General features: G+C 39.4%; 14 protein-coding genes. All 14 read right to left on the minus strand.

What is annotated here, in order from left to right; translation table 11 throughout:
• Positions 1–622: 622 nt before the first annotated feature.
• A complete protein-coding gene (locus tag COE25_RS27815; protein WP_088087294.1) occupies positions 623–1,585 on the minus strand; it encodes a tRNA dihydrouridine synthase in 963 nt (320 codons plus the stop codon).
• Between the two features lie 408 nt (positions 1,586–1,993).
• Positions 1,994–2,695, minus strand: a complete 702-nt coding sequence (locus COE25_RS27820; protein WP_088087293.1) for a response regulator — start codon at positions 2,693–2,695, stop codon at positions 1,994–1,996.
• A gap of 52 nt (positions 2,696–2,747) precedes the next feature.
• Positions 2,748–5,426 carry a sensor histidine kinase gene (locus tag COE25_RS27825; protein WP_218964347.1) on the minus strand — a complete coding sequence of 893 codons (2,679 nt, stop codon included), beginning with the start codon at positions 5,424–5,426 and terminating at the stop codon, positions 2,748–2,750.
• Between the two features lie 12 nt (positions 5,427–5,438).
• A complete protein-coding gene (gene kdpC / locus COE25_RS27830) occupies positions 5,439–6,005 on the minus strand; it encodes a potassium-transporting ATPase subunit KdpC (RefSeq protein ID WP_098934957.1) in 567 nt (188 codons plus the stop codon).
• A gap of 10 nt (positions 6,006–6,015) precedes the next feature.
• On the minus strand, positions 6,016–8,073 hold the full coding sequence (kdpB, locus tag COE25_RS27835; protein ID WP_098934958.1) for a potassium-transporting ATPase subunit KdpB: 2,058 nt from the start codon (positions 8,071–8,073) through the stop codon (positions 6,016–6,018).
• A 15-nt stretch (positions 8,074–8,088) separates the two neighbouring features.
• Entirely contained in the window at positions 8,089–9,771 is a 1,683-nt protein-coding gene (kdpA, locus tag COE25_RS27840; RefSeq protein WP_098934959.1) for a potassium-transporting ATPase subunit KdpA, read from the minus strand.
• A gap of 385 nt (positions 9,772–10,156) precedes the next feature.
• On the minus strand, positions 10,157–10,291 hold the full coding sequence (locus COE25_RS31280) for a cytochrome P450 (RefSeq protein ID WP_218964346.1): 135 nt from the start codon (positions 10,289–10,291) through the stop codon (positions 10,157–10,159).
• 54 nt (positions 10,292–10,345) lie between these two features.
• Positions 10,346–11,590 (minus strand): serine hydrolase domain-containing protein, encoded by a 1,245-nt coding sequence (locus COE25_RS27850; protein WP_098934961.1) that lies wholly within the window; start codon positions 11,588–11,590, stop codon positions 10,346–10,348.
• A 185-nt stretch (positions 11,591–11,775) separates the two neighbouring features.
• Positions 11,776–11,904 (minus strand): hypothetical protein, encoded by a 129-nt coding sequence (locus COE25_RS31960; protein ID WP_257209002.1) that lies wholly within the window; start codon positions 11,902–11,904, stop codon positions 11,776–11,778.
• A gap of 265 nt (positions 11,905–12,169) precedes the next feature.
• Positions 12,170–14,641, minus strand: coding sequence for a heavy metal translocating P-type ATPase (locus COE25_RS27855; RefSeq protein ID WP_373605388.1), 2,472 nt, complete (start codon positions 14,639–14,641; stop codon positions 12,170–12,172).
• 59 nt (positions 14,642–14,700) lie between these two features.
• A complete protein-coding gene (locus COE25_RS27860; RefSeq protein ID WP_088087285.1) occupies positions 14,701–15,021 on the minus strand; it encodes an ArsR/SmtB family transcription factor in 321 nt (106 codons plus the stop codon).
• A gap of 421 nt (positions 15,022–15,442) precedes the next feature.
• A complete protein-coding gene (locus tag COE25_RS27865) occupies positions 15,443–16,546 on the minus strand; it encodes a Ger(x)C family spore germination protein (protein WP_098934962.1) in 1,104 nt (367 codons plus the stop codon).
• Complete coding sequence (locus COE25_RS27870) at positions 16,543–17,643, minus strand: GerAB/ArcD/ProY family transporter (RefSeq protein ID WP_098934963.1); 1,101 nt, start codon at positions 17,641–17,643, stop codon at positions 16,543–16,545. The genes COE25_RS27865 and COE25_RS27870 overlap by 4 nt, the downstream gene beginning before the upstream one ends.
• A 4-nt stretch (positions 17,644–17,647) precedes the next feature.
• Positions 17,648–19,195, minus strand: a complete 1,548-nt coding sequence (locus COE25_RS27875) for a spore germination protein (protein ID WP_098934964.1) — start codon at positions 19,193–19,195, stop codon at positions 17,648–17,650.
• Positions 19,196–19,426: the final 231 nt, after the last annotated feature.

The raw sequence follows: 19,426 nt of genomic DNA on the forward strand, positions 1-19,426 counted from the left end.
AGAATATCACTCGTTCTTATTTAGGACATGGAAAAAGTAATAGAAAACAATACACTTTATTATGATACAAATCGAATGTTGGCTTATTCGTAGGATTTTAAATATGTACGGAGTACCAGATTACTTAAACAAAAGGGCTCTGACCCATCCCGTTAGCAAAACTGGCCTCCACCCCTTGGATAGGCATAACGAAGGAATGAAAGGGCAAATGACCCGTTGAGACATGGGAGGGAAAGCCTCCAGGGGCGGCGTGGAGCATGTACATCATATGGTAAAATATGGAGTGTAATTATACTCCTCTATTTCACTATGCCTCCACGAAGCTAATAATGGATCTGGCCCTATATATTCTATCGTTACAAAATATCAAGGTACATGAAATCCTGCGAATAAGCGAGTATTCGGGAGAAAATCGTATTAAACTGAGGGAGTTTAAGTACAGGATTTCACAATCTTACTATAATAATGGTTCACTTTGCCTGAATTGACAGCTCCTCCTCTCACATTAAATAACAGACCAGACCAACTAGTTGAATAGCAGTAGATAAGTAATCATGAGTTGATGTGATTCATTTTTACTCTAACTTTTTAAGAGTTACATCATTTCACTGTCCCCGTTCCATCAACATTCTTTTCCAAAGTTATCAAGCAATCCACGCACTTCATCTGTTGATTTCGTGTTCATCAATTGATTTCTTAATTCACCAGCTCCACGGAATCCTTTGACATAAATTTTGAAAAAGCGATGAAGCCCTGTGATTGAACGTGGTAGTGCTTCCGCATATTGATCTTGAAGATCAAGCTGCAGTCTTAAAAGATCAAGGTACTCTTTACTGCTATGCTCTTTTGGCTCTTTTTCAAAAGCAAAAGGATTTTTAAAAATACCTCGCCCGATCATAACGCCATCAATACCATATTGTTCAGCAAGCTGCAGCCCAGTTTGACGGTCAGGAATGTCTCCATTGATTGTTAGTAGCGTATTTGGTGCGATACGGTCACGTAATTTTTTGATTTCCGGAATTAGCTCCCAATGCGCATCTACTTGGCTCATTTCCTTTCTTGTACGTAAATGAATAGAAAGGTTCGCAATATCCTGTTTTAAAATATGCGTTAGCCACTCCTCCCACTCATTTACATCCTTATTGCCAAGTCGTGTTTTCACGCTGACAGGCAGTCCGCCCGCTTTTGCTGCTTGAATAAGTTCTGCCGCAACGTCTGGACGCAGAATAAGGCCACTACCTTTCCCTCTCGAAGCCACATTCGGTACAGGGCAGCCCATATTAATATCGATGCCTTTAAATCCTAGCTCTGCCATGCCAATACTCATTTGACGGAAATATTCTGGATTATCCCCCCAAATATGTGCCACCATTGGCTGTTCATCTTCTGTAAAAATCAAACGACCACGCACACTTTTCATGCCCTCTGGATGACAATAGCTATCCGAGTTTGTAAACTCTGTGAAAAATACATCCGGTCGACCGGCTTCACTTACTACGTGACGAAAAACAACATCTGTCACATCTTCCATTGGTGCAAGTACAAAAAATGGTCGTGGTAAATCACGCCAAAAATTATCTATCATTTCAAACTCAAATCCTCTCACTATGGATACAACTTCAAACTCTCGGTCAAAAAATATAAAGCCAAATGTTCCACTTCTTTTACACTTATATCATGCTAAATAACTTATTATCAAACATAAGTACATTTGGACATTTATAATTTGTGAAAAACTATTGTGAAAAGCGGCAATGTTTATTTTAACGAAAATCGGTCCTGAATGGTATTTTTATTAACAAAAAAGCAGATGGTATAGATTTTTTCAATATCAACTGCTTTTCTAATCAAATTAAATTTGCTGAGCAGAGAGCAAGTATTGCATCAACAGCGTGACTTCTCCATTATAATTGAAAGTTTATTCTCATTTCCAGATAGCCTCTTTGTGTTATTTTTTCTAAAGCAAAAAAACAAGTTATTTTCATAGCTTGTTTTAAATGCTTTCTATCATTCTATACCCAACACCCATTTCAGTTAGAATGTATTTTGGCTCAGCAGGATTTGATTCTAATTTTCTGCGGATATTTGCCATATTGACTCGTAATGCTTGCGTTTCATTGGTGTATGGTCCCCATATTTTTTTTATGATAAAGTCATGTGTTAACACTTTGCCAGCATGCTCAGAAAGCAAAGTAATGATTTTGTATTCAATTGGAGTAAAATGAACTTCCTTCCCTTTGATAAGAACTTTTCGCTTCTCAAAATCGATTTCAAATTCTCCAACACTAAACTTTTTGAGACTTTGATCATCACTTTCTATAGCTTTCTTATTTCGCCTAATAGCAGTCCGAATTCGAGCAAGCAACTCTGAAGTGCCAAATGGTTTTGTAATATAATCATCCGCACCCAGGTCAAGCGCTTCTACTTTTTCCCGTTCATGCCCACGAGCTGATACAACAATAATAGGCACCTCGCTCCATTGTCTAATAGCTTTTAAAACCTCGATTCCATCAATATCTGGCAATCCTAAGTCCAACAAAATTAAATCAGGCGAATGAGAAGCCATCATTGAAATGGCTTCATTTCCCTTTTTAGTTTTTATGATTTGATAATGATTTGAAGTTAATATAGCAGAAATAAAATTGCTTATACCTGCTTCATCTTCAACGATTAAAATCAAAGTTTTATACACCATTTTACACAGCCTTTCTTTAGCTTACCTGTTATTTCTGAACCTGGTTTACTTGTTATGATAGTGGTAAAGAAAATCGGAATACTGCTCCACCTGACTTTCGGTTTTCTGCACTCATTTTACCTTGATGTGCCTTAATAATTGACATACAGATGGAAAGACCTATTCCCATCCCTCTTGATGAATCGGCACTTTTCTTTCCATTTGGTACAAAACTTGTAAATAAATATGGTAAATCTTCAGCAGCAATTCCTTCTCCGTTATCAATTACCTCAATTACTGCATAATTCTTATTCTTTTTCACATTTACATCAATTGCTGTATTGTTTTGTGAATGTTTGACCGCATTTTCAAGAAGATTAATCAGGACCTGTGCAATTAATGTGCCATCCATGGGAACAATTAAAAGTTCATTAGGTACCTTTACAGAAATATTGCTCTCTGGAAATCTTTTTCTAGTTCGACTTACTGCTTCTGCAACAATTTCCTCTACAGCCTCCGGTGATTTGGAAACATTCATTGTTCCTTCATGGATTCGTGTTACAGACAACAAGTTTTCTACCATTCGAATTAACCATTGGGAATCTTCTATTATGTTCGCAATCAAATTGTTTTTTGTAGACTCATCAAAAGATGCTTGATTTTCGAGAATGGCAGAACTCGCACCTAGAATAGCTGTTAAGGGTGTTCTTAAATCATGTGAGATTGCACGCAATAGATTACTTCTCATTTTCTCTTTTTCAGATTCTACCAGAATTATACGCTGTTCATCTGATAAATACTGGCGTTCTAAGGCCATTGCTACTTGTGCAGTAATCATTTGTAAAAAAAGACGATCATCATGATCGAGAAGGCTTTTTTCACAGGATATTCCCATTACACCAAGTATCTTTTTTTGTGATACTACAGGAAAATAATAAGCTTTTGCTCCCATTAATGTGTCAGTTCCAGCTCCAGCTGGTTTGTGGTTGACAAATACCCAATGTGCGACTGCTTTTTCACTCTCAGATTGTAAAATGTCGTTCTTTATCTCCTCTGAAAATTGCTTCAAGTAACCTATTGTCCCGTTTTCGGGATCTTCTGTGTAAAAAATTACTGTTCGATTGAACAGTTTAACTACATATTCATTTGTCAGATTCACAATACTATCAAGCCCTCTGGCAGCTAACAACTTTTTGTTTATTTCATAAAGAACCTCTGTCCGACGCTCTCTTTCTACAGCAAGTCTTGCTTGTGTTTTAATACGAACCGTCAAAGCACTTGCAAACAATGCGACTAACAACATAATGAAAAAGGTAACTGGATATCCTGCTTGAATAGCATTAAATGTGTAATAAGGTACAGTAAAAAAGAAATTAAATGCTAGAACACTTAAAAATGAAGAAACTATACCATAGAGATACCCTATTGTGATTCTAGAGATAACGAGTACCGACAGAATATAAACCATTATCACATTTTGTTCACCGATTCCAAGCGCACGAAGTTCAATTGAAACAATAGTTGCTAACATTAATAATACAATAGACTTAAGAGCATCTCTCCAAAAAAACTGTACTTGACTACGGAAATGAAATCTTCTCGTTTTTCTATAAGGTCGGAGTGTGTTACTATCAGGAATGATATGAATCTCCAAACTTGGTAAAAGCGATATAAGCTGGTCTTCAAAATCCATTTCAAAGACGTTCTTAAATGATTTCTTATTTCGACTCTTACCAATCACAATATTCGTGATACCTGATAGCTTTGCATATTCTGCAACAGCTGTTGCAATATTGTCTCCATTAATTGTTACAATTTCAGCACCTAATTTCTCTGCTAAATCCATATTCATCCTAAGCGATTTTTGTTGTTGTTCTGTAAATCGACCACTATCCATATTTTCTACATAAACAGCTACCCAAGGTGCATGAAATGCTTCAGCCGTCCTCGCAGTCCATCTAATGCATTTCGCTGACGAAGGAGAGGGACCAATACAAACTAGAAGTTTTGTATTGGGCATTTTAGCGAAACTACGTCGTGTATTCAGGTTCTCATGGCTGATTCTATCCGCAACTTTCCGCATGGCTATCTCACGTAAAAGTCGAAGATTTTCCACTGTAAAAAAGTTATTAATAGCTGTTGCAACTCTGTCAGGGCTATATATTTTTCCTTCTTCAAATCGTTTTAATAATTCTACAGGATCAATATCAATCAGTTTTACAGAATCTGCGCGATCAAAAAAGGTATCTGGTACAGTTTCTCTTACAGTAATCTTTGTTATATCTTGAACAATATCGTTCAAGCTTTCAATATGTTGGACATTTACGGTTGTATATACATTTATTCCAGTATTCAAAAGTTCCTCAATGTCCTGATATCGTTTTTTGTTACGAAGACCATGAGCATTAGTATGAGCAAGCTCATCAACTAAAATGAGTTCAGGCTTCCTGATTAAAGCTGCATCTAAATCAAATTCCTTCAGCTCTATGTTTCTATAAGAAGTCTTTTTTGAAGGTAACATTGGCAAACCTTCAAGAAGTTGAGTGGTCTCTGGTCTCGTATGCGGTTCAACATATCCTACTAAGACATCAACACCATTGCCAAAATGTTCTCTTGCCTCGTCTAACATCGAATAGGTTTTTCCTACACCTGCTGCATAGCCAAAGAAGATTTTTAGTTTACCAACTTTCTTTTGTTGTTCAAGTATGTCTTCTAAAAGCTTATCCGGATTTGGACGTTTATCTTCTTGCATCATACGAAATCACTATCCTTTATAGAGACCATCAAGAGCTAAATTTACCTTTAAAACATTTACCCCAGGTTCTCCAATGAATTCTAGAAATCTGTCGGTAGTATATTGATTGATGATTTTTCTAACATTATCTTCACTTATTCCTCTTGTTTTTGCAATTCTTGACACCTGGTATTCAGCTGCTGCTGGTGAAATATATGGGTCGACTCCACTACCTGAAGCTGTAACTAAATCCATCGGGATATCAGATTTGTTGTCTGGATCAAATTTATGCCACCAATCAATTCGCTCTTGGACAAGTTTTTCTTGTTCAGCGCTAACAGGTGAAAGATTTGTTGTACCTATTGATCTCCCAATTAAATATTTTGGTTCAGTAAATTTTTGAGCAATTAATTCGGAACCAACGTCCTTCTTTGTTCCATCTTTTAGTGTAACAGTGACAATGCTTCCATTTGATTGGTTTGGAAATATTAGTTGAGCAATTCCAGTTACAACACTCGTATACACCACACCACAAAGAATTGTCATTGCAATAAAAATAAATAAAGCTGGTCTAAATGTTTTTGATATGTTTGTCATCAGTACCACCTCACACAAGACCGCTTACGGTCAGAATCATATCTATCATTTTGATTGCCAAGAAAGGTGCAATTACTCCACCCAGACCATAAATCAAAATATTTCTTTTTAGTAGCTTTCCAGCTGGCAATTCACGATATTTAACACCTTTTAATGCTAATGGGATTAAAAAGACAATGATTAACGCATTGTAAATGATCGCTGACAATATCGCGCTCGTTGTACTTGTAAATCCTAAAATATTTAGCGTTGTTAACTGAGGAAATATCCCAAAAAACAGAACTGGGATAATAGCAAAATATTTTGCCACATCATTTGCCACACTAAATGTGGTTAAAGCGCCCCTTGTCATTAAAAGCTGTTTTCCAATTCTAACTATGTCAATCAACTTCGTAGGACTAGAATCTAAGTCAACCATATTTCCTGCTTCTTTCGCCGCTTGTGTACCACTATTCATTGCCACTGCAACGTCTGCTTGCGCCAATGCAGGTGCATCATTCGTTCCATCACCCGTCATTGCTACTAAATGTCCCTTTGCTTGGTAATCTCTAATCAGTGCTAATTTGGCTTCAGGTGTAGCTTCTGCCAAGAAATCGTCTACACCTGCTTCTGCTGCAATTGCTGCAGCTGTCATCGGATTATCACCTGTAATCATGATGGTTTTGATACCCATTTTACGCAAGTCACCAAAACGTTCCTTAACACCGTTTTTAACAATGTCTTTTAAGTAAATAACACCCAACACTTTTGTGTTTTGTGCAACAACCAACGGTGTACCTCCAGCTCCTGCAACTCGTTTGACAATTTGGTCACATTCAGATGGGTATTCTCCACCCTTTTGTAGAACATAGTTTTTAATTGCGTCAACAGCCCCTTTTCGGATTTCATTTAACCCAAAATCAACACCACTCATTCTAGTTTTTGCTGAGAATTCAATGAAGTTTGCATTTAATTGACTAAGATCTCGACCACGAATATCAAACTTTTCTTTTGCAAGAATAACGATACTTCTGCCTTCAGCTGTCTCATCTGCTAAGGAAGAGAGTTGAGCTGCATCAGCTAATTCTCTTTCTTCAACATTGCAAACCGGAATAAACTCGCTTGCTTGACGATTTCCTAGTGTAATTGTCCCTGTTTTATCTAATAATAGGATATCCACATCACCTGCAGCTTCAATAGCACGCCCACTCATTGCTAAAACATTCGCTTGATTGAGTCGGCTCATGCCTGCAATTCCTATTGATGAAAGTAAGGCGCCGATTGTTGTAGGTGCAAGGCACACTAACAGAGCAATAACATTTGTAATTGAAATCGCAGTACCCGAACCTGCTAACTTACTTACAAAGTTCGAAAATGGGAGTAGTGTAGCTGTTACAACAAGAAAAATAATCGTCAATGTAACCAAAAGAATTTGGAGTGCAACTTCATTTGGCGTTTTCTTTCTAGATGCACCTTCCACCATAGCTATCATTTTATCAAGAAAGCTTTCACCTGGCTCTGCTGTTACTTGAATAATCAACCAATCTGAAACGACTGTTGTACCTCCTGTAACAGCACTTCTGTCCCCACCAGATTCACGAATGACAGGCGCAGACTCTCCCGTAATTGCACTCTCATCAACAGATGCTGCCCCATCAATTACCTCACCATCCATTGGGATCTGATTACCAGCACTGACAAATACAAGATCACCTTTTTTCAATGTGTTGGATAATACTTCAGTGTACTCATCGATATTAGTTGCTGATTTTAACTTCTTTGCTTTTACATCCTTTTTCGCACTGCGTAGACTATCTGCTTGCGCACGGCCACGTCCTTCTGCAATCGACTCTGCAAAATTAGCAAATAAAACTGTAAACCATAAAATAAGCGCAATGGCTAAGGTGTACCATGAATTCTCATCTTTGATCCCCATGAAAGAAAGAATGTATAGAAATGTTGTAAAGATTGCTCCAATATATACCACCAACATGACAGGGTTTTTTAACTGTACACGAGGTGATAGTTTTACCAAAGACTGACGAAATGCGTCATTCAAAATACTCTTGTTAATATGCTTTCCATTCATCGTTTTCACCTCAAATTAATGTGTAAAATAATCTGCAATCGGGCCCAAGGCTAAAACAGGTAAGAAACTGAGGGCTCCAATTAAAAGAATGACTGAGACTAATAATCCAACAAACATGGTATTACTAGTTGATAAAGTTCCTTCACTTGCAGCAGTTGTTTTCTTCCGAGCAAGATTTTCTGCCAGATAAAGAATAGCTCCAATTGGAATAAAACGAACCAATAACATCACAATTCCACCAATAATGTTTGTGAAAACTGTATTGGATGTGAATCCACCAAATGCACTTCCATTGTTATTAGCCATTGAAGAAAAATTATAAAGGATTTCTGAAAATCCGTGTGCTCCTGAATTGTTAAGCCATGACGAAGCAGCTGGCATAGAAACTGCAAGTGCTGTACTTAATAGTGTTAAGAGCGGTGGTGCAAGAACAATTAAACAAACCATCTTCATATCAAACGGTTCAATTTTCTTACCTAAATATTCAGGGGTTCGCCCAACCATCAATCCTGCGATGAAGACAGTCAACATTACGAAAGCCAACATTCCGTAAAGCCCGCTTCCTACACCACCAAATATTATTTCCCCCAATTGCATAAGGAACATGAGAACCATGCCAGCGAGTGGAGTAAAACTGTCATGCATGGCATTCACGGAGCCATTTGAAGCTGCAGTTGTTGCTGTACCCCATAAGGCTGAAGCACCTACACCATGAATGACTTCTTTTCCTTCTATACTTCCTGAAGTTGCTACTCCATGAAAAACTGGTGCAGCAAATTGCTCACTGATGGTTACAGCTACGATTGATACCACAAATAGAATCATCATGGTAATGTATAGTGATTTACCTTGTTTGCTATCATTTACTGCTTTCCCAAATGAAACACAAAGTGCAGCAGGGATAATTAGAATAGATAGCACTTGTATAAAGTCGGAGAACGAAGTTGGATTTTCCAATGGAAAAGCTGAGTTCATTCCAAAAAATCCACCACCGTTTGTACCAAGTTGTTTTATTGCAATCTGACTTGCGGCAGGTCCTAATGGAATAATTTGATTTACCCCATTCTCCAACATCGAAACAACTTTATAATGGGCAAACGTTTGCACCACACCTTGTGAAGCAATAAGTAGTGCCACAACTAGCGACAGAGGAATCAAAACATAAAGTGTTATTCTCGTGATATCTACCCAGTAGTTACCTATCTTTTGTTCTTTTTTGAGAATGAAACCTCGAATCAGTGCGAATAGAACAGCGATACCTGTTGCCGCTGAAACAAAATTTTGAACTGTCAGTCCAATAGACTGGGTCAAATATGATAGAGTGCTCTCGCCAGAATAGGCTTGCCAATTCGTGTTAGAAACAAAACTTGCTGCTGTATTGAACGCTAGATGCCAACTAGTCCCCTTCATCCCTTCAGGATTTATAGGAAGGAAACCTTGAATCATTTGTAATCCCCAAAGAAAAAGTAGCCCTATTGTGCTAAAGGTCATAACAGAAACTAAATATTGTTTTGCTCCCATGTCTTCTACATTCCAATTACCGATGATTTTATAAACACAATTCTCTACTGGCGATAAAATTTTGGTCAAAAATACTTTTTGACCAGTCATCACCTTATAAATATAAACACCTATTGGAATTGATAATCCGACTAAAACAGCAATAAAAAAAGTATCTTGTAAAATAATATTGGTCATAGATTTTCACCCTTAAATAAGACGTACAACAAGTAAACAAATAACGACATACCTACAATTCCAGCGAAAAGTAAAACGGCATTCACCTTTACAACTCTCCTTTTCAATTTTTCCAACTTCACTAAATCGTCGGAAAATTAATCAATTTATCTTCTTGAAATTATTTTATTGAATTTGGAATAAAGATAGTGTTCAGATACTGGAGGATGGTGTAAAGATTCTGTTAAGACTTGATAATAAAATTAATATTTACAGACAATTTTTTCTTCAAGCAACCTATTATGAAAGAAAAAAACCAGTAGATTATTCTCTACTGGTTTAACACCTATATAGCCACCACAAAAAACGGTATGTGTTCAGTTTATGAAATTGGTACCACCGAAGGTTAGAAAATCATTGGGATACTAGCAATGAAACGTACCACTCCATTATTGTTATAAATTAACTCATCTGGATCAATCGCCAATTTTAAATCTGGGAAGCGTCTAAGCAAATTACCAAAGGCAACTTTTGCTTCCAATCGGCCGCCAGGGGGCTGACCGTTGGGTGTCGTGGGTTGAGTGAGGGCTCGGTGTTAGTCTTCGATTGCCTGGTAGACCGTGGTCCAGAAGTCGTGGATAAGCCACGATGAATCAGGAGTGGACGCCCCGACCTGGGTGAGCAGGATTCCGGTGAGCTGTTTGTCCGGGTCGGCGTACGTCGCGGTGCCGCTTCCGCCGTCCCAGCCGAACTGGCCGATGGACGCGTAGTCACCACGGTAGGTGCGCACCGCCATCCCGAAGCCCCAGCCGCCGTGTTGCCCTTGGCCGAATGACACATGGACGTTGTTGCTGGCCATGGCGTTTCGGGCGGCTTGTTGCTCGGGCGTGAGGCGGTTGGTGGTCATCAGCTGGACAGCGGGCCGGGACAGGATCCGTTCGGTCCCGTGCATCCCGTGATTCAGAAGCATCCGGAAGTAGGCGTGGTAGTCGTCGACGGTGGAGACCAGTTCGCCGCCGCCGCCCTGGAAAGCCGGAGGCTGGCTGTAGCGTCCCCCCTTGGCCTCGTCCCACACGATGAACTCTCCGGTCTGCGGGTCGGGGGCGTACAGGGTTGGCAGCCGGTCGATCTTGTCGGCGGGCACGTGGAAACCGGTGTCCTTCATGCCCAGGGGGTTAAAGATGCGTTCGCGCAGGAACGTCTCAAACGACTGGCCCGTGACCCTGGCGACGAGCACGCCGAGTAGATCGTTGCTGATGTGGTACTGCCAGCGCTCTCCGGGCTGGTACATCAGTGGAAGCGTGCCAAGGCGGCGCATCCACTCATCCGGCTCGGGCACCGGCTCCGGTAGATTGGGAGTGAGCCCCTGCTCGAAGATCGCGTTCATGATCGGAGTGCCTAGCGACGTCATATCCATGCCGAGCCCGAACGTGGAGGTCAGCAAGTCCCGTACGGTGATCGGCCGCCGCGCCGGCACGGTATCGTCCAGCGGGCCATCGATCCGCTTCAGCACCCGCCGGTCGGCGAGTTCCGGCAGCCACTGCTCTACCAGGTCATCCAGCCGCAGCCTGCACTCGTCGAGCAGGATCATCGCCGCCGCGATTGCAACCGGCTTGGACGTCGAGGCCATCCGGAAGATCGTGTCCCGGCGCATCGGCGCGCCACCGTCATGGCGCATCGTGCCGATCGCTTCGACGTGTGTCTCACCGTGTCTGCTGACCAGAGCAACGAGCCCAGGAATCTTCCCGGAATCGACATACCTTGCCAGCACGTTGCGCATTCTGCGCAGCCCTGTTTCGGAGAATCCGCTGTTGCTTTGTCCCGTTGTAATCTTTTTCATTTGGTCTCCCTCTCTTTACTTTTTTATCAGCCCTATTGTTCTACAAATTCTCTTTTGTTATCAATGCTTGAAAGCGTGTTCGATGCATCAAAGAGACTGAATATTGGCAATCAAAAGATGACTTACTTCCTGTTCTGGGTGATCAGAATCGAGATATGTCCTGCACTTAGCATAGAACCATATGTTCATGGACGTTTATACTCGGTTTCATCAAATTCAAAGTCACCATTATTCCGTAAGTAATCTTCTTTGACAACCGTTGTCTTGCCCGCCCAATTGGAGCCGATCAGGGCGAAAATACTGCCCTTATCCATTTAAGCACCCACCTTCACATTCCCTAATTATGTATATTCTGGAAGTAAATACATATTCCTTCTTCAATTATCCTGCCACGTTAGAGGAACAAGGAAAGCGACTGCTATTATTGAACAATCGCACCCGCTACTTTAAGTACAATTCTTCACAATCTGCTTTGTGTATCAAACCAGAAAAGGGCGATGCCTTGTTAAAGCATCGCACCGAATATGGAATACGTAAATACACCAAAACTAGATTAACCTTGGGATATATAAATCGTTTTTAACCTTTAATTTTCAATAGGCGTAGTGCATTTAAAATTACAATTATGGCAGCACCAGTATCACTTAAGACAGCTATCCATAATGTTAGCCATCCAGGGAAAATTAAAGCTAGGGCAATAAACTTTACAATTAATGAAAACCAAATGTTTTGTTTAATTATTTTTAATGCTTTTCTACTTAAATTGATTGTATGAGGTAGCTTTTCGAGATTGTCAGCCATTAAAACAATATCTGCTGTTTCCATTGCTGTGTCTGTACCGGCACCACCCATTGCAATCCCCAAATCAGACGTTGCTAGTGCTGGAGCATCATTTATGCCGTCTCCAACCATCGCAACCCTATAACCTTCTTTTTGTAATTGCTTAATAGAATTTACTTTATCTTCTGGCATTAATTCAGCAAAATAACGGTCAATTGAAGCTTCAGAGGCAATCACTTTAGCTGTTCCTTCATTATCTCCAGTCAACATTATGGTTTGATTAATGCCAACTTGTTTTAAAGCATTTAAGGCATTAACCGTTGTCTTACGTAAAGTATCAGAGACAGCAATTATACCCAATAACTTTTGTTCACTACCAATAATAACTACTGTTTTTCCTTTTCTTTGAAACTCTTCTGCTATGGTTTTAATATTGCCTAATGAAACATTCATTTCTTCAAACAGTTTAAGATTTCCTGCATAATGGATGACTCCACCAATAGTAGCCTGAACCCCTTTACCAACTATACTTTTAAACAACTGGCCATTCTTTGATTGTATGCCCTTTTCTTTTGCATAGTTTACAATTGTTTTAGCTATTGGATGAGTTGAATAATCCTCTAATGTCAAAGCAAGGGATAATAACTCGTCTTCTGAAGTGCCTAGAGCCTTTATTTCAGAAACCGTAGGCTTTCCTTTAGTTAATGTACCTGTTTTGTCAAAAGCAATGGCATTTATAGATCCTGCGATTTCTAAGAATGATCCACCTTTAATTAGAACACCATTTTTAGCTGCATTGCCGATTGCAGATACAATCGTTACAGGTGTCGAAATAACCAGAGCACAAGGACAAGCAATTACTAATAGTTCCAGTGCCTTATAAAACCATTCTCCCCAAGTACCTAATCCAAGAAGGGGAGGTATCACCATAATAGTTATTGCTAATACGAAAACAATAGGTGTATAGATATTTGCAAATTTATCGACAAATGCCTGTGTAGGTGCTTTTTGTTCTTGAGCCTCTTCTACCAAGTGAATAATCTTTGATATGGTAGTATCTTCAACTAACTTAGTTACTTTAATTTCAAGAGAGCCACTCTCATTTATCGTACCGGCATAAACTGTATCACCAATTGCCTTATCAACTGGTATTGACTCTCCTGTGATAGGAGCTTGGTTTACGCTGGATACACCCTGAACAATTTCTCCGTCTAATGGAATTTTATCGCCTGGTTTAACAATGATTATCTGACCAATTGAAATCTCTTCAACTGGCTTTTTAACCAATTCAGTGCCAATTAACACCCACGCTTCTGGTGGAGCTAAATTCATTAAATTTCGAATAGAATTTCTTGTCTTCTCGATTGATCGATTCTGTAGAACAATTCCCAAAGAAAATAACCATACAACGGTTGCTCCTTCTAACCATTCACCAATTAATGCAGCACCAATTGCCGCAGCTGACATTAATACATTCATATCAAGTGAACGGCTTTTTAAGGCATAGTAAGCACTCTTCACAGGCTTATATCCAGTTAATACGATTACTATCGCGTACAAAATATTGCTCATTAATGTTGAGATACCATTGTATGACCCAATAAACCCTAGAGCTATTAATACCCCAGAAAAGATGATTAAACCATTTCCTTCGTAATTTTTAGGAGTTTCGGGAGCTTTGCTACTCTTCGTAAGCAAGGACGCATTATAACCGATTTTAGCTACTTCTGAAATGATATTTTCAACGCTATTGTCGTGATCAATCTTCATTTTTCCAGTAGAAAAATTCACACTTACTTTTCTTACTGAAGGTAAAGTATTCAAATGGTTTTCGATACTTTTTGCACAACTACCACAATCCATTCCTTCGATAGTGTACGTCCTCATATTTTTGTTCCGTTCAAGTGATTCGACCGTATAACCAAGTTTTTTAATTTGATTTTCAATTTGATCAAAAGAACCGATATCTCCAACCACCTGTAGTTTTGCTGTGCTGTAGTTCACTGTTACATCTCTAATCCCTTTTAAAGCACTTAACCCTTTTTCTATTGTGACACCACAAGCTGGACAATCCATTCCGTGTACATGATATACAACTTTTTCTTCAGAAATAGCTGGCGAAAGAGGAATGTCTTTTGATAGTTCTTCAACCTTGCTGCTACAACAAGAGCTTTTTGGACCGTTAGGTTTTTCTAAGGCAATTGAATCACTGCTACAGCAAGAAGTCTTTACTTCCACAACATTTTCTAATGCTTTTAAGTTATCGTTTATATCATTTTTCTGTATTTCTTTAGAACCGCAACATTTATCAGCCAAAGTACTTCACCACCTTAATCGATATGATTCTCACAACAAGCTATATCAGTTTGCACTTCTTCGAACACTGTGTGGAACATTTTTAGCAACTCTCTTACTTGTTGATTTCGTAAGCTATATTTAATGTATTTTCCGTCTTGTCTGCCAACAATAAGCCCACATCCTTTTAAACAAGCTAGATGTTGAGATATATTTGATTGCTTGCCATTGAGGTCCTCTACAATTTCTGAAACAGTTTTTTCTTGTTCTTTAATTGATTCAAGAATTTGAATCCTTGTTTTATCTGAAAATCCCCTTAGAAACTTTACCTTCAAATCAACATCTGTTTTTGCCATCGGTAACTTTACCTCCAGTCATATTAGACAGCACTAATATGTTCTAATATTATCATATTAGCAACCACTAATATGCGTGTCAAATATTAAGTGAAAATTGGAATAATTGTTTTTGTTCAATTACAGTAGCAGTAGATGTTAGTGGTGATGTGAAATAAAAAATTTGGGAACTACTCCTACTCCGGTGCCAAAATAATAACAAGCAAAAAAGCACTCACAAAATTGTGAGTGCTATTAATATGTACCCTTTTTATAAAATTTTTTGAATGTTTCTTCAACTAAACTGCTTCGTTTGTTGAAGAAGAAAAGGAGATGATGTCTCCCCTCTTTTTTTTAACGATTGAGCAGGGTCTTTTTAAGTTTTGTCATTTTTCTAATCTTGAAGAAACTTATTTTCATGGTAGAATATCATTGGCCCGTGTTACTTAATCGTTCCCATCCCGCCAATGGTTACTCGCACCTTGACGTTGACATCAGCCTTCGAAAAGGCTTTCCCCCATTGATTTTGGACTTTTTTCCACTCGGGATACGTATAGGCTCTTGCATAAATCCCAAATCCAAACGGGTCAATGGTGGCGGTTTGCGTTTTCTTTATTAAGCGCTCGAAATCTGCTTGCAGTTTCGTTTCTATACTCTTTTGCAGTTTCGCTGTGTCCTTCCTTACATTGAATGGAAAAAGCCGTTCTGTTATGGCAATTCTCATTTTTACGTCTGTGTCAAAAATAAAATGACCGTCATACCTAACCTTTGTTTTTACCTTGATGTTCGGCGTACTAAAGCTGATCCAATGTTTATCCTGTCCATTCGATTCCAAAGGGACTGAAATGGTAAATGGGAAATCACCTTTTGTTTTATGCTGCAGGATGCGTAATAATTTGTTTTGATGCGGTTTGATGCTTACCTTATATCTGCTCTGTTCATCCAGCAGAGCCGTGCCAGTCAACATGATTTTGTGGTCTTTTTTCATTTCGGTGATGCTTGCTGTCATCCCTTTTTCCGTCTTTTGCTCATGAAATTCTTGAATGGTGGTTTTTACAGTGACATTTCTTCTGTATGCCGTATCCACTAAATTTGTCAAATACAAAGGTAGACGCGGCTTGTCTTTTGGCCTAAAAAAAATGACGTCAGAAACAGGCCCATCTACGGCGACGACTCTTGTGGTTACCGTATTTTTGGGGTCCCTGTAAAAGGGATCGATATAATCAATCCAATTTTTTCGTTTTAGTAGCTTTTTCCCGATTAAGATTAATTGCGTTTTGCTTCCTGCTGTCAAAGCCATTACCGTCGAATCAAACAGTTCCCTGGAATCTCGAATCGTAACAGCTTTCACCTCGACCTTCTCCTCTTTTAACTCTGCTTCTTTATTAAACACCGGACTTGACATGAACACCACTAAATGATCCTCCTCATCCAAATCTAAACCTAGGATGAGTGACAGAGTGACATCTTCAACATTTATTTGGTCCACGCATCCGGTCATCATCATAGCCAAGAGCGATAGGCAAAGTAGTATCTTCCTTTTCAATGGCTTACCCTCCGACGGAACTTTTCATATATCCAGCTATAGATCCATAAAAATGGAGGAGCTACGTATGCCAATTGCAGCCCTCCTTTGGCAACCATTTGCTGCCACTTTTCCGATTCATTCCAAGTAGGATCACGCCAAAAGACCAATCCAATAATGATCAATAATAAAATAATGACGTGCCGGCTGTGATCCTGTTTTCCCAGCAATTGACTAGAACAAAAGGCAGTAAAGAATACACAAGATATCCAGGCTGTGGAAACAACAATCAGATAAACAGCCAATATAACCATGTCAAAACGCTCCAAAAAACGAAATTCAATTAGTTTAAGCAAATTCATGACGGGTTGATTAAATTCGATAATCCCATCAGGGCTAAAATAGGCAAAGCAGGCAATCGTCACTAAAACATAAAACAACATCGTTAAGGTGTTCGCAATCGTGATTCCGAGAACCGCATGCTGCTTTTTTTGCAAAAAGGGGTACAGGAAGAACGCGACTTCAAATCCCAAAAAGGAAAAAACAGTGGTCGGCACAGCGGATAATACTGGTCTCCACCCTTCTTTAAGTACCGGAAGAAAGTGCAGCCAATTTCCGTCCCTTAGCGGTATCAGGAAAAACAAAGGAAGCCAAATGACCATGTAAAAAGACAGCTCGGAGTATCTTGCTAAAACGCGAACCCCGTTACGGGCTACAATAAAAGTAGGAATCGAAAATAACAGTAAAATGATATAATTAGGGGTTTTAGGCAGGAACCATGCCTTGATATATAGACTGCCGTTCACAAAAATGGACCATGAGTAAAAAGCAAAGTACATCATGTAAACGATGACGACTGCTTTTCCCACAATTTTTCCGAATAAACGGATAAGAATTTCGATAAGGGTTTCATCAGGATATTTTTCGCACGTTTTAACCAAAATAATGCTGGCAGCGGCAGAGAGAAACCAGCCAATCAGGATAGCGATCCACCCGTCGGTTCCTGCTTTTTCCGCAAGTATGCGCGGGAGAGATAGGACGCCTGTCCCGACCTGTGTTCCATTTATCAAAAAAATATACTGCATGAGAGTGATTTCATTATAGGCATATTTTTTCATTGTTTCACCTTTTCGTGCGATTTCGCCCTTGTCGAATAGTTGGAATAGCTCCTGTGCCTTTAGGGCGACTTTTCATTACCCATAAAGGAAAGCGCAGAAACGCATCCTTCATATCGGCGAATCGGAAAGGAGCTAGAGGAGTTCCATATGGTGTTCCTAATGATTCAAGACTAGCCAGGTGACCAACTATGGTCATCCATCCAATCACAATCCCTACAATTCCAAACATGGCAGCGGATAACATCATAGGAAATCTTAACAGTCTAATGGACGAACTCATATCATAATTAGGGATATTATAGGAAGCGATGGCTGTAACGGCAACGACTATAATCATAATGTTGCTGACAATTCCCACTTGAACAGCCGCCTGACCAATAATAATGCCTCCCACAATGCCAATGGTCTGACCGATTGGAGTCGGCAGCCTTAAGGCAGCTTCCCTCATCAATTCCAGGGTCATTTCCATAATCACAGCTTCCATCACGGGTGGGAGAGGAACTTGTATCCTTGATTCCGCAATCGTAAGCAAAAGTTCCATAGGGATAACCTCAAAATTGTAGGAAATAAATGCAACGTAAGTGGCGGGCAAAAATAAGGCAATCATAAAGGCAAAAAAACGCATTACCCGGATAAAGGAAGAAACTAACCAACGGGAACCGTAATCATCCACAGCCTGAAAAAAGGCCATAAAGTTTGTCGGAGCAATCAATACGCTCGGAGAACGATCCATAATAATTACAAATCTCCCCTGAAGAATTTGGGATGCAGCTGTATCAGGTCTTTCAGTCAACATAATTTGCGGAAAGGGTGAATAAGGATTGTCTTCAATGAACTCGATAAGTTCGCCGGTATTAAGGATTGCGTCCACTGTAATATTTTGAATCCGTGTTTCCATTTCTCTTAGCACGTCTTCAGAAGCAACATCTCTCAAATATAAAAGGGAAATCTTTGTTTTCCCTCGAATACCGACGGTCATCTCTTTTAAGATTAATTCCTGATGGGGAATATACCTGCGGATTAGGGCAATATTTTGACTCCCTGTTTCCACAAATCCTTGATTAGCACCTTTTAGAGATATTTCATTTTGAGGATTATTAAGCTGTCTTTGCGGCCACCCTTTTGTATCTAATTGATACCCGGTGATTTGCCCGTTTAACAATAAAACGCTATCTCCTCCTAGAATCGCATTTTCGATCTGCCCCCACGTATAGACCATATCGATCTTTCCTATTGTGATTGGCAGATCCTTAGTAGGATCGAAGGAGCTATGCATCAATGGCTTTAGAACATAATTTTGGATCGCATCTTTATCCGTCAATCCGGGCAAGTACACCAAAGCGGCCTCCGTTTTACTCGCTGCGATGGGAAAGCGACGAATCACTAAATCCGGTGCTTGAGAAAATAGCAGTTGGAGATTCTCTGTATTGTGGGATAAATCAGAGTCCAGGACATCATCTTCCATATTTTTTTTATAAAGATTAGAATTATTGCTTGTTTGATGGAACCGAGAAGAGCGCTTTCCTCTTAAAAACTTCAGAAAATAAGACATCAACTCCTTCCCTTTCTGCATTTGCTTTAAATTATGTTTTTAGTATGCATTGTCTAAGGAAAAATATTCTAATCCTTCCCCTGATTCATCATTCAAGAACAACAGTGAGCAGTTGACAAGTTTACTATTTTAGACATCGCTTTTTATTTTTGCCATTATAAACTACTTCAATTAAAGAGGTTTAATTCTTGTAATTAGCTATGTTCTTCTATCTTGACATGTGTAATTACT

The sequence above is a fragment of the Bacillus sp. AFS031507 genome (genome assembly GCF_002584635.1).
GTDB lineage: Bacteria > Bacillota > Bacilli > Bacillales > Cytobacillaceae > Neobacillus.

Coding starts and splice junctions, on each gene's coding strand:
- COE25_RS27815 (WP_088087294.1), bottom strand. CDS start 1,585: ATGATAGATAATTTTTGGCGTGATTTACCACGACCATTTTTTGTACTT.
- COE25_RS27820 (WP_088087293.1), bottom strand. CDS start 2,695: ATGGTGTATAAAACTTTGATTTTAATCGTTGAAGATGAAGCAGGTATA.
- COE25_RS27825 (WP_218964347.1), bottom strand. CDS start 5,426: ATGCAAGAAGATAAACGTCCAAATCCGGATAAGCTTTTAGAAGACATA.
- kdpC (WP_098934957.1), bottom strand. CDS start 6,005: ATGACAAACATATCAAAAACATTTAGACCAGCTTTATTTATTTTTATT.
- kdpB (WP_098934958.1), bottom strand. CDS start 8,073: ATGAATGGAAAGCATATTAACAAGAGTATTTTGAATGACGCATTTCGT.
- kdpA (WP_098934959.1), bottom strand. CDS start 9,771: ATGACCAATATTATTTTACAAGATACTTTTTTTATTGCTGTTTTAGTC.
- COE25_RS27850 (WP_098934961.1), bottom strand. CDS start 11,590: ATGAAAAAGATTACAACGGGACAAAGCAACAGCGGATTCTCCGAAACA.
- COE25_RS31960 (WP_257209002.1), bottom strand. CDS start 11,904: ATGGATAAGGGCAGTATTTTCGCCCTGATCGGCTCCAATTGGGCGGGC.
- COE25_RS27860 (WP_088087285.1), bottom strand. CDS start 15,021: ATGGCAAAAACAGATGTTGATTTGAAGGTAAAGTTTCTAAGGGGATTT.
- COE25_RS27870 (WP_098934963.1), bottom strand. CDS start 17,643: ATGAAAAAATATGCCTATAATGAAATCACTCTCATGCAGTATATTTTT.
- COE25_RS27875 (WP_098934964.1), bottom strand. CDS start 19,195: ATGTCTTATTTTCTGAAGTTTTTAAGAGGAAAGCGCTCTTCTCGGTTC.